The organism is Christiangramia marina (assembly GCF_048285865.1).
GTDB classification, from domain to species: domain Bacteria; phylum Bacteroidota; class Bacteroidia; order Flavobacteriales; family Flavobacteriaceae; genus Christiangramia; species Christiangramia marina.
The window spans coordinates 294,596-310,186 of sequence record NZ_JBLVTK010000002.1 but is presented as its reverse complement, the minus strand read 5'-3'; the positions used below and the strand labels follow the sequence as shown (position 1 = coordinate 310,186).

Annotated in this window: 14 protein-coding genes and 1 pseudogene; all 15 read left to right on the top strand. The window is 39.5% G+C overall.

Annotated features, from left to right (window positions below; translation table 11 throughout):
• Positions 1–729, top strand: coding sequence for a 5-oxoprolinase subunit PxpB (pxpB, locus tag ACNKXS_RS07870; RefSeq protein WP_417920404.1), 729 nt, complete (start codon positions 1–3; stop codon positions 727–729).
• On the top strand, positions 698–1,576 hold the full coding sequence (locus ACNKXS_RS07865; RefSeq protein ID WP_417920403.1) for a 5-oxoprolinase subunit C family protein: 879 nt from the start codon (positions 698–700) through the stop codon (positions 1,574–1,576). The genes pxpB and ACNKXS_RS07865 overlap by 32 nt, the downstream gene beginning before the upstream one ends.
• Positions 1,577–1,826: 250 nt before the next feature.
• Positions 1,827–2,219 (top strand): hypothetical protein, encoded by a 393-nt coding sequence (locus tag ACNKXS_RS07860; RefSeq protein ID WP_417920402.1) that lies wholly within the window; start codon positions 1,827–1,829, stop codon positions 2,217–2,219.
• Positions 2,220–2,272: 53 nt separating this feature from the next.
• The gene (locus tag ACNKXS_RS07855; protein ID WP_417920401.1) at positions 2,273–2,965 is read left to right on the top strand and encodes a hypothetical protein; all 693 of its coding nucleotides are present in this window, start codon (positions 2,273–2,275) and stop codon (positions 2,963–2,965) included.
• 59 nt (positions 2,966–3,024) lie between these two features.
• Positions 3,025–3,813, top strand: coding sequence for a sensor histidine kinase (locus tag ACNKXS_RS07850; RefSeq protein ID WP_417920400.1), 789 nt, complete (start codon positions 3,025–3,027; stop codon positions 3,811–3,813).
• Complete coding sequence (locus ACNKXS_RS07845; protein ID WP_417920399.1) at positions 3,806–4,438, top strand: response regulator transcription factor; 633 nt, start codon at positions 3,806–3,808, stop codon at positions 4,436–4,438. Before ACNKXS_RS07850 ends, ACNKXS_RS07845 begins: the two co-directional genes overlap by 8 nt.
• Positions 4,439–4,528: 90 nt before the next feature.
• Entirely contained in the window at positions 4,529–6,052 is a 1,524-nt protein-coding gene (locus tag ACNKXS_RS07840) for a GNAT family N-acetyltransferase (RefSeq protein ID WP_417920398.1), read from the top strand.
• 357 nt (positions 6,053–6,409) lie between these two features.
• On the top strand, positions 6,410–8,083 hold the full coding sequence (gene ilvD / locus ACNKXS_RS07835) for a dihydroxy-acid dehydratase (RefSeq protein WP_417920397.1): 1,674 nt from the start codon (positions 6,410–6,412) through the stop codon (positions 8,081–8,083).
• A gap of 11 nt (positions 8,084–8,094) precedes the next feature.
• Positions 8,095–9,828, top strand: a complete 1,734-nt coding sequence (gene ilvB, locus ACNKXS_RS07830; protein ID WP_417920396.1) for a biosynthetic-type acetolactate synthase large subunit — start codon at positions 8,095–8,097, stop codon at positions 9,826–9,828.
• Positions 9,828–10,367, top strand: coding sequence for an acetolactate synthase small subunit (gene ilvN / locus ACNKXS_RS07825; protein ID WP_417920395.1), 540 nt, complete (start codon positions 9,828–9,830; stop codon positions 10,365–10,367). The genes ilvB and ilvN overlap by 1 nt, the downstream gene beginning before the upstream one ends.
• A complete protein-coding gene (ilvC, locus tag ACNKXS_RS07820) occupies positions 10,364–11,839 on the top strand; it encodes a ketol-acid reductoisomerase (protein ID WP_417920394.1) in 1,476 nt (491 codons plus the stop codon). Before ilvN ends, ilvC begins: the two co-directional genes overlap by 4 nt.
• A complete protein-coding gene (gene ilvA / locus ACNKXS_RS07815) occupies positions 11,839–13,113 on the top strand; it encodes a threonine ammonia-lyase IlvA (RefSeq protein WP_417920393.1) in 1,275 nt (424 codons plus the stop codon). The genes ilvC and ilvA overlap by 1 nt, the downstream gene beginning before the upstream one ends.
• A 335-nt stretch (positions 13,114–13,448) precedes the next feature.
• On the top strand, positions 13,449–14,081 hold the full coding sequence (locus tag ACNKXS_RS07810) for a GNAT family N-acetyltransferase (RefSeq protein ID WP_417920392.1): 633 nt from the start codon (positions 13,449–13,451) through the stop codon (positions 14,079–14,081).
• A 63-nt stretch (positions 14,082–14,144) separates the two neighbouring features.
• Entirely contained in the window at positions 14,145–15,332 is a 1,188-nt protein-coding gene (locus ACNKXS_RS07805; RefSeq protein WP_417920391.1) for an argininosuccinate synthase, read from the top strand.
• Positions 15,329–15,591: pseudogene (locus tag ACNKXS_RS07800) on the top strand (N-acetyl-gamma-glutamyl-phosphate reductase); the annotation flags it as partial. The gene ACNKXS_RS07805 and the pseudogene ACNKXS_RS07800, both read left to right, overlap by 4 nt.

Genomic DNA, 15,591 nt, shown 5'->3' with positions numbered 1-15,591 from the left:
ATGAAGTGGAAGAGTATTTCGAGAATGGGAGATCGCGGAATTCTGATAGAATTCCCTCAGGAAATTTCAGAAAAAATACTTCAAACTATACTGGAGGCAAAAACTGCGCTATCAAAAATAAACCTTGAACAAAAGGTTGAAATAACTAATACATACCACTCGTTATTAATAAGTTATCCTTCAGCTATAAGAGATATCTATAGTGAGTTAAAAGTCGTTTCCAATATTCTTAGAGCTACGAATATATCAAAAAACATCGACAAGCGAATTTTCAAGATTCCTGTTTGCTATGAAGCAGAATATGCTCCAGATTTGAATGAGGTAGCCGAGCTTAAAAACATAAAAAAGGAAGAGCTGATTTCCCTTCACTCCACTCCAGAATACCTTGTTTATTTTACCGGGTTTTTACCGGGCTTTTTATACCTGGGTGGGTTGAATCAAAAAATTGCAACGCCACGAAAAATCACTCCGCGTAAAATTGTGACAAAAGGTAGCGTGGGAATTGCAGAAGATCAAACCGGAATATATCCGCAAGAGAGTCCTGGTGGATGGCAAATTATTGGTCGAACACCCCTGAATCTTTTCTGTGCGAAAAGTAAAATTCCCAGTCCGTTTGTTGCCGGAGATTTTGTCCAATTTCATCCAGTAAGTAATTCGGAATATTTCCAAATTGAGGAAGAGGTTAAGCAAGGAATTTATGAATTCGAAATCATCAAAATCAATGGGTGAGGTAGTTGTTAAACAGCCGGGGTTATTTTCCACGATTCAGGATTTTGGAAGATTTGGATCGAGAAAATACGGTGTTCCTGAGAGTGGAATTATGGATAGATATGCCTTCATAATTTGCAATCTAATTCTTGGGAATTCTGAAAATGATGCCGTCCTGGAAATAACATTTTTTGGACCTGTTCTTGAATTTAATGCAGCTACAAATATTTGCATAGGAGGAGCAAATCTTAGTCCGAAGATTAACGATTTAGAGATCGATTTAAATACTGCTTATCAAATTAAGGCCGGAGATATTCTATCCTTCGAAAAAAGAAAATCGGGATTCCGATCCTATCTCGCGATTAAAAATGGTTTTCAATCTCCGGAATTTCTGGGAAGTCGAAGTTGGTTCGAAGCTGTTACAGGAAATCATCGACTTCAGAAGAACCAGCTTTTACATTATCAAGCTTCAGAAGCTATCAAAAGTTTTTCTCATTCAGCTATTCAGGTAGATACAGATTACCTTAATTCAGAAATCATCGAAACTTATGAAGGGCCAGAATTTGGAAAACTACCAGAATCTTTGCAGAAACTAATTTTTCAGAAGAAATTTAAGATACATAGAGACAGCAACCGTATGGCTGTACAATTTGAAGAATATATCCAAAATGATCTCAAAGGCATTCATACATCCCCGGTCATGCCGGGAAGCGTTCAACTTACTCCATCAGGAAAACTGATTGTGCTTATGAGAGATTGTCAAACTACGGGAGGTTATCCAAGGGTTTTACAATTATCAGAATATGGAATCCAGGTAATTTCTCAAAAAATTCCTGGTGAAGCTGTACAATTTTATAGAAAAAGATGATTTATGTAAATAGCAAAAAGTGCCAACTAAGTTTATTAATGCTATAGAAAAGACCCTACTCAGAACTACAACTAAACTATGATTGACACTTTTTTTGTCCCCAAAACATTTTAGATAAACTAAAATGACTCTACAAATATAGATACAGTAGTGGCTGTAGAGTAGGGGAATTTTCCCCTTTCTTGTAGATAAACTCAATGTTATTTTTAGAAATTATAATTTAGAGCCAGCAAATCAAACCCTTATCATCGTGAATCCACCAAATAAGTGCATTACTGTCCAGAAAGCTAAGGAACTTCAAAAGGAATGGCGTGAAACCAGGTCTATAGTTACTACGAATGGAAAAGAACATAAAGATACCTGTGAGTTCCATTTTGATCTTGAAGAACTTCAGGAATATATCAACTACGTTCGGGAACAATCTAAGCAGAATAATGCGGAAAGGCCTGGAATCAATGTCTGGCTCGGCGCTTATCAGGCTGAAGGCGATAAACCTAGTCTTAGCACCGTTTTTTTCTCCGCTACGCGTAAAATGAAAGCTGAAGAGGAAGATGGTTCTGGGAGAGATTACCTCGAAAATGATGAAATTGAACCAATGAATACTGTAGGAGGTATGTGGCCTCCTTTACCATATAAAGGCTAGGATTTTCTGTGATAAAATTCATTATTGAAAACAAGCTATACATAGGATATCTCATGGAATTCCTCGCGGCTTGTGCTGGAACATTACACCTCATCAAAGCCCGGAATTTAAGAACTGGTGTAAAACTTTTTGTTGGATTCCTATGGTTCAATTTTTTCTACGACCTGCTGGGCATGTACCCGATCTGGGCATATTATGATAATTACCAGTCGGCACCATTTTTAAAAGACACTGCTTTTGCACGTAATTTCTGGTATTATAATAATTTCTATGTCATAAAGTATTTTGTGCTGGGGCAGTTATTTATTTTACAGTTAAACCATCCTGAAAGTCAAAGTCTAAGGAAGATCCTGGCTAAGCTAAAATGGGCCTTTGTGATCTACAGTGTACTATGTTTTGGAAGTTTTGGTAACTATTTATATCAATATGACTATACGGTCATCATATTTGGAACATTCTTTCTGGTGGGGTGTATCATGGCGTACCTGATTCAAATGCTTCGTACAGATGAAATTCTTCAATTTAAGTCAGATATCATTTTCTATATCGCGGTAGGGCTTATCCTATACGAGTTATGCATTGCACCTATTAATATTTATGGAGGATATTTCAATGAAGGTAATCTGGAATTCGTCCAGTTTTATGCGCGTATTCTCAGGTACGGGAATATTTATTTATACGGAATCTTTATCATAGGTTTTCTGGTAACTTTGAGGAATGGAAGAAAAACTGATATCTTAGCTTAGAATTAATGTTTAATTCTAACAGCTAAATAAGGCCTGCCAGTATTTAAAATCACATAGAAATGCTTCGGAAAGAAGAGCTCATTCTAATTCTCTATTTTATACTGGTGATCGTTGTACTCACCGTTTTTACCGTCTTTTTTGTGATCACTTATCAAAAGCGGAAGAATAAGATCTTACAGGAGAAATTTGAGGCAGAACAACAATTTTTAATTGAACTCAATAATACAAAGATCGAGATACAGGAAGCTACATTGAAAAATGTAAGCTGGGAACTCCACGACAATATTGGTCAGTTACTATCTGTGGCCAGTATCCAGTTGAACATCCTATTAAAAAGATCTAAAGAGGATGCCGCTCCAGCGGTTACAGAGATCAAAGACTTGGTGGCTAATTCTTTAAATGAAGTGCGTTCACTTTCCAGGACGCTAAATAACGAAGTAATTCATACAACCGGGTTGCACAAGTCTGTTCGCGACGAGCTGGAGCGCTATAATCGTATGGATATCCTGCAGGCAGAATTGGAAATTAAGGGTGAGGCCAGAGAAATTAAACCTGAAAGTGAGATCATTATATTCCGGATTATGCAGGAGTTTTTTAATAATGTCATCAAATATGCTGAAGCCTCTTCACTTGAAGTTCAATTAAACTACCTCGAAGATTCACTGCAGATTCATGCTAGAGACAACGGGAAAGGTTTCGATGATACTGAAGTAGAAAAAGGTTCCGGAATAATTAACATGTATAGCAGGGCCAGGCTTATAAATGCTAAAATTGATATCCAGAGTAAAGTTGGAGAAGGAACTTCACTGAAATTAAACTATCCTATTCAAATAACCAGTAATGTCTAAAAATATAAGCATAGTCGATGATCATAAGCTGTTCGCAGGTTCACTTCGCGTTCTGGTGAATTCCTTCGACGGTTTCAAGGTGCTTGATTATTTTAAAAATGGTCAGGAGCTTGTAGACCATGTGCAAAGTGACCTGGAACTTCCAGATGTTTTACTTCTGGATATGAGAATGCCAGTAATGGATGGTCTACAGACAATGACCTGGTTAAAAGAAAATCAGCCAGATCTTAAAGTTCTTGCCCTGACTGTAGATCAGGAAGATGAAACGATCATCAGGATGTTGAAACTCGGTGCTCGAGGATATCTTCTGAAGGATATAGATCCAGATGAATTCGAACTCGCCTTAAACAGGATCGTTGATACGGGTTATTATACGAATCAGCTAATTTCTGAAGCTTATAGAAATGAAGGAAAAGCTGAGAAATATGAAGTACTTACTGGCAGGGAGCAGGAGTTTTTACGTTACGCCTGTAGTGAGCTTACTTATAAAGCGATCGCTTCAGAAATGAATCTTAGTCCTAAAACTGTAGAAAATTATCGGGAGAGCCTTTTCAATAAGTTACGGGTTAAGAGTAGAGTAGGCCTGGTCATGGTTGCTATAAAAGAAGGGTATTTCAAGATCTAAAAATTTAAGAATACTTTATATCAAAAGCAGCTTTACGTCATTACATAATTCGCGAACTGCAGTATCTTCGTACTTTCAAATTAAATATTCGTGATAGATTCAGCAAAAATAGAACTTCGGAACTTACAGGTTAAGGATTACGAGGAATTGAAGATTTCCATGGTTAAAAGTTACCAGGCTATGCCCGATGAATACTGGAGCAAGGCTGAAATCAAAACCTTGATCAGTAAGTTTCCGGAAGGCCAGTTGTGTATCATTATAGATAATCGAATTGCGGGTTGTGCGCTTTCAATTACCGTAAATTATGACAAGTTTGATGATAATCACACTTATGAGGAGATCATTGGGGGAGAAAACTTTTCCACGCATACCAAAAACGGGAATGTTCTCTACGGAATTGATGTATTTATTCACCCTGAATTCCGCGGAATGCGATTGGGTCGAAGACTCTATGAAGCTCGAAAAGAATTATGTGAACACCTGAATCTGAAAGCAATCGTTTTTGGAGGAAGAATTCCGAATTATGCAAAATATGCAGATGAGTTAACTCCAAAGCGTTATATCGAGAAAGTAAAATTGCAGGAAATTCATGATCCTGTACTATCCTTTCAGTTAAGTAATGACTTTCACGTAAAGAAAGTGATCAAGGGATATCTATCCGGAGATCATGAATCCAAGGAATTTGCGACTTTAATGGAATGGAATAATATCTATTATTCTAAACCTCAAAAACTTGTAAATACTACCAAAACGGTGGTTCGACTTGGGCTTGTGCAATGGCAGATGCGTTTGTTCAAAGATTATGAAGCGCTGGTTTCCCAGATAGAATTCTTTGTGGATGCAGTAAGCAATTATCAGAGTGATTTTATACTTTTTCCGGAGCTTTTTAATGCACCATTAATGGCCCAGTTCAACCATCTTTCTGAGCCGGAAGCCATTCGTGCGTTATCAGATTATACCGAAAAATTGCTGGAAAACTTCCGGGAGTTCGCCATCAACTACAACATTAATATCATTACCGGAAGTATGCCAATGCCGGAGGGTGAGCATATGTACAATGTAGGATATCTTTGCAGAAGGGATGGAAGCTACGAACGCTATGAAAAACTGCATATCACGCCAGCAGAGGAATCTGCCTGGGGAATGAAAGGCGGTAATAAACTGGAAACATTTGATACCGATTGCGGGAAAATTGGAGTCCTAATTTGCTATGATGTTGAATTTCCTGAAGTTTCGAGATTACTTGCCGAGGAAGGAATGAACATATTATTTGTACCATTCATGACCGATACCCAGAATGGATACTCCCGTGTAAAGATCTGTGCACAGGCACGTGCTGTAGAAAATGAATGTTATGTTGCCATCGCTGGTTCTGTTGGAAATCTGCCGAAGGTTGATAATATGGATATTCAGTACGCTCAAAGTGCCGTATTAACCCCTTCAGATTTTGCTTTTCCTGTAAACGGAATCAAAGCGGAAGCCACTCCTAATACTGAAAGTACTTTACTGGTAGATGTCGATCTGGATCTACTAAAAGAGTTACATAATTTCGGCAGTGTTCGAAATATGAAGGACAGAAGAAAGGATCTATATTCTTTACGAAGAAAAAAATAGAATATTCAGCTGAAAATGAGGAGGTTTTAGAACTTTTTATTAGTTTTAAACCATGATTAGTATTGTTGAAAAATTCGTTGTGGCGGTGTTGGAAATTTTGTTCTAAAAAATTCCGACATTCCATTTTATCATAAGCTCACGAAGCCACCATTACTGGTGGCTTTTTTTATTCTGGTAATATTAATTTCTACACAGGAATAGTTCCAGGGATCGTAAACAAATGCTCTTTAAACAACTGTAATTCAACTATATAGGTGATTAATTCTTCAATTAGCGTTCATTCAGTCATTTAATATCACGACCTAAGGTGTTCGATTCCCAGTATTTTTAATTCTTACAGAACAGAATTGAAATTTAATGAACACCAAATATAGCAGTACCATAACGCAAAGTGATTCTCAACCAGCTTCCCAGGCCATGCTTCACGCCATTGGATTGAGTAGGGAAGATCTAAAAAAACCATTCGTAGGGATAGGAAGTACCGGGTATGAAGGTAATCCCTGTAACATGCATCTTAATGACCTTGCAAAAGAGGTTAAAAAAGGAACGCAGCAAGCAGGTATAAACGGACTTATTTTTAATACGATTGGTGTAAGTGATGGAATTTCAATGGGAACTCCAGGAATGCGTTTTTCTCTTCCTTCACGGGATCTAATTGCAGATTCCATGGAAACGGTGGTTAGTGGAATGTCTTATGACGGACTTGTAACTGTAGTTGGCTGCGACAAGAATATGCCGGGTGCACTCATGGCAATGCTAAGATTAAATCGACCTTCAGTATTAGTGTATGGAGGAACGATCTCTTCTGGATGTCATAATGGTAAAAAGCTGGACGTGGTTTCGGCTTTTGAAGCCTGGGGTTCCAAGGTTTCCGGAGAAATGCAGGAAGAGGAGTATCAACAGGTTATCGAAAAAGCCTGTCCTGGTGCCGGCGCTTGTGGTGGTATGTATACTGCAAATACGATGGCTTCAGCAATTGAAGCTCTGGGAATGAGTTTGCCATTTAATAGCTCTAATCCCGCAACCGGTCCTGAAAAAATTCAGGAAAGTGTAAAAGCTGGTGAAGCTATGCAAATGTTGCTCGAAAAAGATCTTAAACCTAAAGATATCGTATCTGCTAAATCTCTCGAGAATGCCATAAGATTATTGACGGTACTTGGTGGTTCTACCAATGCGGTACTTCACTTCTTAGCGATCGCTAAAGCTGCGGAAATCAATTTCGGATTAAAGGATTTTGAAAGAATTTGTGAAGAAACACCGTTTCTGGCTGATCTCAAGCCTAGTGGTAAATATCTAATGGAAGATATTCACAGGATTGGTGGAATCCCAGCCGTCATGAAATACATGCTGGAGAAAGGATTACTTCATGGGGATTGTATGACCGTAACCGGCAAAACTATAGCAGAAAATCTTGAAGAGGTAGAACCTATGCCTTTTGATCAAGATGTAATACACCCAGTGGAGAAACCTATAAAAGCGACAGGACATATTAGAATACTTTACGGAAATCTCGCTCAGGAAGGTTCCGTAGCAAAAATAACAGGAAAAGAAGGTTTGAAATTCCACGGTAAAGCGAAAGTTTTTGATGGTGAATATGATGCCAATAAAGGTATTTCATCTGGAAAGGTGCAGAAAGGTGATGTAGTGGTTATTAGGTATGAAGGTCCTAAAGGTGGTCCTGGAATGCCAGAAATGTTAAAGCCTACTTCAGCAATTATGGGAGCTGGTCTGGGTAAAGATGTAGCGTTGATCACCGATGGTAGATTTTCTGGAGGAACTCATGGATTCGTAGTGGGGCATATCACTCCGGAAGCACAACAGGGCGGACTAATTGGATTGCTGAAGGATGGCGATGAAATAAGTATCAATGCCGAAACAAATAAGATCGAAGCTCATTTGAGTGATGAAGAAATAAGTAAGAGAAGAGCATTATGGAAAGCACCCGCTTTTAAAGCAAAAGGAGGTGTGCTTTATAAATACGCAAAAACAGTAGCATCAGCATCAGAAGGATGCGTGACAGATGAATTTTAATTAGGTGAAATATGGAGGTTAAAACAGCAAGTTTCGAAAAGCAAAGCAAGAAAAAAAGCCTGACCGTTTCAGGAGCAGAGGCGGTGATCAAATGTTTGCTCGAAGAAGGTGTGGATACTATTTACGGGTATCCTGGAGGGGCGATCATGCCTGTATATGATGAACTGTATAAATATCAGAAAGAAATTCACCATGTGCTCACCAGGCACGAACAGGGTGCAACGCATGCTGCCCAGGGTTATGCCAGAGTTTCAGGAAAAGTAGGGGTCGCTGTGGCAACTTCCGGTCCGGGTGCTACCAATCTTGTAACCGGTATTGCAGATGCGCAAATCGATTCCACTCCAATGGTTTGTATCACTGGCCAGGTTGGGTCCCATCTTCTGGGTTCAGATGCTTTTCAGGAAACCGATATTGTAGGTATTTCTACTCCGGTAACCAAATGGAACTACCAGATCACCAATGCTGAAGAGATTCCCGAAGTAATGGCGAAAGCTTTTTATATCGCAAGGTCCGGAAGACCAGGACCAGTACTTATTGACATCACCAAAGATGCCCAATTTGCCTCGTTGGAATTCAGTTATAAAAAATGTTCCGGAATAAGAAGTTACCAGGCGATCCCGGAATTAAATCTTCTGGAAGTACAACGCGCTGCAGAAGTGATCAATAATGCTAAAAAACCAATGATCGTTTGGGGACAGGGAGTGATCCTGGGAGGAGCTGAAGATCTGTTCAAACAGGTTGTAGAAAAATCGGGAATTCCTGCTGCATGGACCATTTTGGGACTTTCGGCATTACCAACAGATCATCCATTGAACGTGGGAATGGTGGGAATGCATGGAAATTACGCACCAAATATGCTTACCAATGAATGCGATGTTTTAATTGCTATTGGGATGAGGTTTGATGACCGGGTTACCGGAAATCTGGAAAAATACGCGAAACAGGCAAAGATCATTCATTTCGAGATAGACCCGGCTGAAATTAATAAAAATGTTCATGCAGATTACCCGGTTCTGGGGGATGTAAAAGAAAGTCTGAAGGCATTGCTTGAATTACTGGAGCCATATTCTCATAAGGAATGGCACCAGAAGTTTAAGGATATGTACAAAACTGAATATCAGAAAGTCATTCAGGGAAATTTAGATGTTAACAAGAAAGATCTGGGAATGGCTGAGGTCATTCAGGAAGTAAATATTCAATCTAAAGGAGATGCCATCATTGTTTCAGATGTTGGTCAGCACCAGATGGCAGCCTGCCGTTATGCCAAATTCAATCAGTCAAGAAGTAATGTGACTTCCGGGGGATTAGGAACCATGGGGTTTGCGTTACCAGCAGCCATAGGAGCGAAAATGGCAAAACCAGAAAGAGATGTTGTTGCGGTTATAGGTGATGGTGGTTACCAGATGACCATACAGGAATTAGGAACCATTTTCCAGACCAAAGTTCCAGTCAAGATCGTGCTTTTAAATAACGGATTCCTGGGAATGGTAAGACAATGGCAGCAAATGTTTTTTGATAGGCGTTATGCTTCCACAACCATGGTAAATCCAGATTTTATAACGATCGCCAAAGGTTATCACATTAAAGCAAACCAGGTAACCGAAAGGAGTCAGCTTGAGTCGGCAGTAAAAGAAATGATGCAAAGCGATGAAGCCTATTTCCTTGAAGTAAAAGTTGAACAGGAAGAAAATGTGTTCCCAATGATTCCAACCGGAGCATCAGTTTCAGAAATATTATTAGAGTAATGGAAAAACAGAACTATACAGTATCGATTTATACTGAAAATAATCTTGGTCTACTTTCCAGGATTGCTGCAATCTTTTTGAAAAGGCATATTAACATTGAAAGTATAACGGCTTCCCCAAGCGAGGTGAACGAAGTGATGCGCTTTATTATTATCGTGAAGGTTTCCGAAGAACAGATCAAGAAGATCGTAGGACAGATTGAAAAGCAGATCGAGGTGATCAAAGCTTTTTATCATACCGATGCGGAAACGATCTACCAGGAAACAGCTTTGTATAAGATCAAATCTGAAGATTTTCTGGATGATCATAATATTCAGGATTTTATTAAAGAGACCAATGCGCGTATTGTGACTGTAACCAGGCAGTTTTTTGTAATAGAAAAGACCGGAAAACGCACAGAGGTCGATCAGCTTTATGAAAAACTAAAACCCTACGGACTCATGCAATTTGTAAGGTCTGGAACCATCGCAGTCACCAAGAATGAAATGCCGATATCAGGAATACTAGAAAAATTTAATACCACAAACTTATTATCATGACCAACTATTTTAACAGCCTGTCCAAAGCTGAAAAACTCGATCAATTAGGTACCTGTAGATTTATGGAGCTGGATGAATTCAGTAACGAAGCAGCTGCTTTAAAAGATAAGAAAATAGTCATTGTAGGCTGCGGTGCACAGGGTCTCAATCAAGGGCTTAATATGCGTGACAGCGGTCTGGATATTTCATATGCACTTAGAGAAAGCGCGATCAAGGAAAAACGTCAATCCTGGAAAAATGCTTCAGAAAATGATTTCACAGTTGGAACTTACGAAGAATTGATCCCGGATGCAGACCTTGTGATAAACCTTACCCCGGATAAGCAACATACAAACGTGATCAAAGCTATTCAGCCTTATTTGAAAAAAGGAGCCGTACTTTCCTATTCTCATGGTTTTAATATCGTGGAAGAAGGAATGAAGATCCGGGAGGATGTTACCGTGATCATGGTGGCACCTAAATGTCCAGGTTCTGAAGTTCGTGAAGAATACAAACGTGGGTTTGGAGTTCCAACTTTAATCGCCATTCATCCGGAAAACGATCCGAAAGGAATTGGTCTGGAATGGGCGAAAGCCTATGCTTATGCCACAGGAGGTCATCGCGCCGGAGTACTGGAATCTTCTTTTGTTGCTGAAGTAAAATCTGATCTTATGGGTGAACAAACCATCCTCTGTGGTGTTTTACAAACCGGATCCATTCTAACTTTTGACAAAATTGTTTCTGAAGGTCTGGATAAGAACTATGCAGCAAAACTAATTCAGTATGGTTGGGAAACGATTACGGAAGCTTTGAAGCACGGCGGAATCACACAGATGATGGACCGGCTTTCAAATCCTGCAAAGATGAGAGCCTATGAAATTTCAGAAGAGCTAAAGGAAAAAATGCGTCCGTTATTTCAGAAGCATATGGATGATATCATTTCAGGTCAGTTCAGTAGCCGAATGATGAAAGACTGGGCCAATGACGATACCGAGTTACATACCTGGAGAGCTGAAACCGAAAATACTGCTTTCGAAAAGACAGAAGCAACTTCTGAAGAGATCTCAGAACAGGAATATTTTGATAAGGGAGTCTTGCTGGTTGCTTTCGTAAAGTCGGGGGTAGAATTAGCCTTTGAAACTATGGTAGATGCGGGAATTATTGAAGAATCGGCTTATTATGAATCCTTGCATGAAACTCCCCTTATCGCTAATACCATCGCCAGGAAAAAACTATATGAAATGAACCGCGTAATTTCAGATACGGCGGAATATGGATGTTATTTATTCGATCATGCTGCCAAACCATTGATCAAGGATTATGTGAATTCTTTGGAACCTGAAGTTGCTGGAAGAAAATTTGCTTCAGAAGATATAGGTGTGGATAATGAGAAATTATCAAAAGTGAATGAGCAGATCAAGGAACATCCCGTAGAGAAAGTAGGCGCAACTTTACGATCTGCGATGACTGCAATGAAGAAAATATACGCTTAATGGAAACTCTGCTGGAAAAAGATACGATTTACAAACCTAGTTTCGAAGCGGTTAAAGAGGCTTCGGAAAGGATCTCAAAGGTGGTGCTGAAAACTCCTTTAGCTGAATCTTTTACCTATAGCAAGCGCTTTGATGCGAAGGTGATGCTGAAGCGCGAGGATCTGCAACAAGTTAGATCTTACAAAATTCGAGGAGCCTATAATAAGATCTCCAGTTTACCACAGGAACAGCTCGAAAAAGGTGTGATCTGTGCCAGTGCGGGGAATCATGCTCAGGGTGTTGCCTTTGCCTGCAATAAGCTCAAAGTTAAAGGAGTGATCTATATGCCCGGCACCACGCCACAGCAAAAAGTGGAGCAAACTGAGATGTTTGGTGGTGAGTGGGTGGAAGTAATACTGAAGGGTGATACCTATGATGATTCCTATAAGAGTGCAATGGCACATATGGCTGAAAAAGGACTTATTTTCATTCATCCTTTCGACGATGAAAAAGTTATTGAAGGTCAGGCTACCATTGCCCTGGAGATCCTTGAGCAATCAAATGAACCTATAGATTATATTTTTGCCCCACTTGGAGGTGGCGGACTGCTGGCGGGAATTTCTTCCATGTTCAAGGAACTATCACCCAATACTAAAATCATTGGTATCGAACCCGAAGGCGCTCCTTCAATGAAAACTTCTTTGCAGGAAGGCCGGGTGATCGAGCTGGAAAATATAGAGCGATTTGTAGATGGCGCTTCTGTACAAAAGGTTGGTACACGAAATTTTGCCATTTGTAAAGAAAACCTGGATGAAATGATCACAGTGCCGGAAGGAAAGATCTGCCAGACCATCCTAGATCTCTATAACCAGGATGCCATGGTAGTGGAACCGGCCGGAGCCATGGCGATTTCAGCCCTGGATCTCTATGCTGAAAAGATCAAGGGTAAGAACGTTGTATGTATCGTTAGTGGTAGTAACAACGATATCATCAGGATGGCCGAAATCAAGGAACGTGCATTGTTATATTCCGGATTAAAACATTATTTCGTAATCGTTTTCCCTCAAAGGGCAGGAGCCTTAAAGGAATTTGTAGCAAAAGTCCTGGGACCAAATGATGATATTACTCATTTTGAATATTCTAAAAAGCATAACAGGTCGAACGGGCCAGCGGTTGTAGGTATTGAGCTGAAGGATCCAGCTGACTTTGAACCCCTGGTAGAGAGAATGAAAAAGAAGAATTTCTACGGGGAATATTTGAATAATAATCCAAATTTATTTCAATTTTTGATCTAGAACTGCCTGTACCTTAAAAATTTATATACATTTGTAATATGATTTCGATCAATAAGATAATATTAGTCCGTTTCCATTTCAGGCCCCGCCGCCGCTTCTAGGCAGCACCCCGAAACGACTTTTTATTACTATTATCTTACATCCCAATTTTGAACTACATAAACGGCATAGAATACCAACTAAATATCAGATCATTCTCTGAGATTTCCCCTATGCGCCGCCGTTTTCCCCGTCGCACGTAAGTGCGTCTATATATCTATGGAACCTAGGTGAGTCCGGTTCCGCTCTCGAAAACCCAGATCAAAATATAATTTCCAACATAAATCTTTTAGCAGATGAAAATTCTCATTGCTAATAAATCTCACGCTTCGTATGCTGAGATCATTTGTAATACTATCGAAGAATCGGCAAAGGTTCGGGGTACCGGTATTGCGCGCAGAACTCCTGAATATATCATCAATAAGATGGAGAAGGGAAATGCTGTGATCGCTCTGGAAGAGGAAAAGTTTGCCGGTTTCTGTTATATAGAAACCTGGAGCCACGACAAGTATGTGGCCAATTCCGGACTCATTGTCCATCCCGATTTTAGAAACCAGGGACTGGCGAAAGAGATTAAAAATGTCATCTTTGATCATTCCCGAAAGAAATATCCGGATGCTAAGATATTCGGGATCACCACAGGTCTAGCAGTCATGAAGATCAATTATGATCTAGGCTATCAACCGGTCACTTTTTCTGAACTTACCGATGATGAGACATTCTGGAAAGGATGCCAGACCTGTAAGAATTACGACATTCTAACACGTACCGATCATAAAATGTGTTTGTGTACCGGCATGCTCTACGATCCCGAGAAAAAGAAAAATCCTAAGCAGATCGAGAAGCCTAAAAGTAAATTCAATGAGAAGGCATTTCAGCGATTAAAACATATCAAGCAGACTCTTTTCTATAAGAAAGAGAAGAAATAATATCAATAATGAATATACATCCTTCGGTTTTTACTTCTGAAGGACATTTGAATACCAGTAATTATGAAAAAAGTAGTTATAGCATATAGTGGAGGATTGGATACCTCATATTGTGCAAAATATTTATCTGAAGAAGAAGGTTTTGAAGTTCATGCCGTGAGTGTGAATACCGGAGGATTTTCAGAAGAAGAAATAAAAAATATCGGTGAAAATGCCAAAAAGATAGGAGCAAGTAGCTATAAAAATATCGATGCGGTCAACTCTTTTTACGAGAAAGTGGTGAAATATCTCATTTTTGGAAATGTTCTAAAGAATAATACATATCCTTTATCTGTAAGTGCAGAAAGGATTATTCAGGCCATCGAGATCGTAAATTATGCCAAGAAGATCGGGGCGGGCCATATAGCGCATGGAAGTACAGGAGCCGGAAATGACCAGGTTCGATTTGATATGATCTTCCAGATTATTGCTCCAGAAATCCAGATTATAACTCCTATAAGAGACAAACAACTAAGCAGACAGGAAGAGATCGAATACCTTAAAAGAAAAGGGGTCGAGATGAACTGGGATAAAGCAAAATATTCGGTTAATAAAGGCCTTTGGGGAACCAGTGTTGGAGGAGCAGAAACTCTGACTTCAGAAAAAGCACTGCCAGAAAATGCCTATCCTTCTCAATTGAAGGAAAAGAAACCAAAACAGGTTAACTTAAGTTTTACCAAAGGGGAGCTTACCGCAGTTGATGGCGAGCAGAATTCTCCTGAAAAGAATATCGAAATACTTGAATCTATCGCCTCAAAATATGCAATTGGGAGAGACATTCATGTAGGTGATACGATCATAGGAATTAAAGGTAGAGTAGGTTTTGAAGCTGCTGCAGCATTGATCACGATTAAGGCTCATCACTTATTAGAAAAGCATACCTTAAGTAAGTGGCAGCTCCAGCATAAGGATTATACCTCCAACTGGTATGGAATGCATTTGCATGAAGGTTTGTATCTGGATCCGGTTATGCGAGATTTTGAAGCTCAATTAGAGAGTTCTCAATCCAAGGTCACCGGCGACGTTTTTGTAAGCCTGAAACCTTACCATTTTACGCTGGATGGTATAAACTCGCCGAATGATCTTATGAACAGCAGCTTTGGAAATTATGGGGAAGAAAACAAAGCCTGGACAGCCGAAGATGCCAAAGGATTTATAAAGATCCTTTCTAATTCAGGAAAGATCTACCAACACGTAAATCAGGATTCATGATAGGGGCAGGAATTATTGGAGGAGCGGGTTATACTGCGGGAGAATTGATCAGGATCTTATTATACCATCCTGAAGTAAACCTGAATTATATTTACAGTACTTCTCAACCCGGAAAGCCTGTTCACAGTGTTCACCAGGATCTTATTGGAGATACTGAACTTAAGTTCACTAACCTTATCAATAAGGAAGCAGATGTGGTTTTTCTTTGTCTTGGACATGGAAATTCCAGAAAGTTTCTTTCAGAGAATAAGTTTTCAGA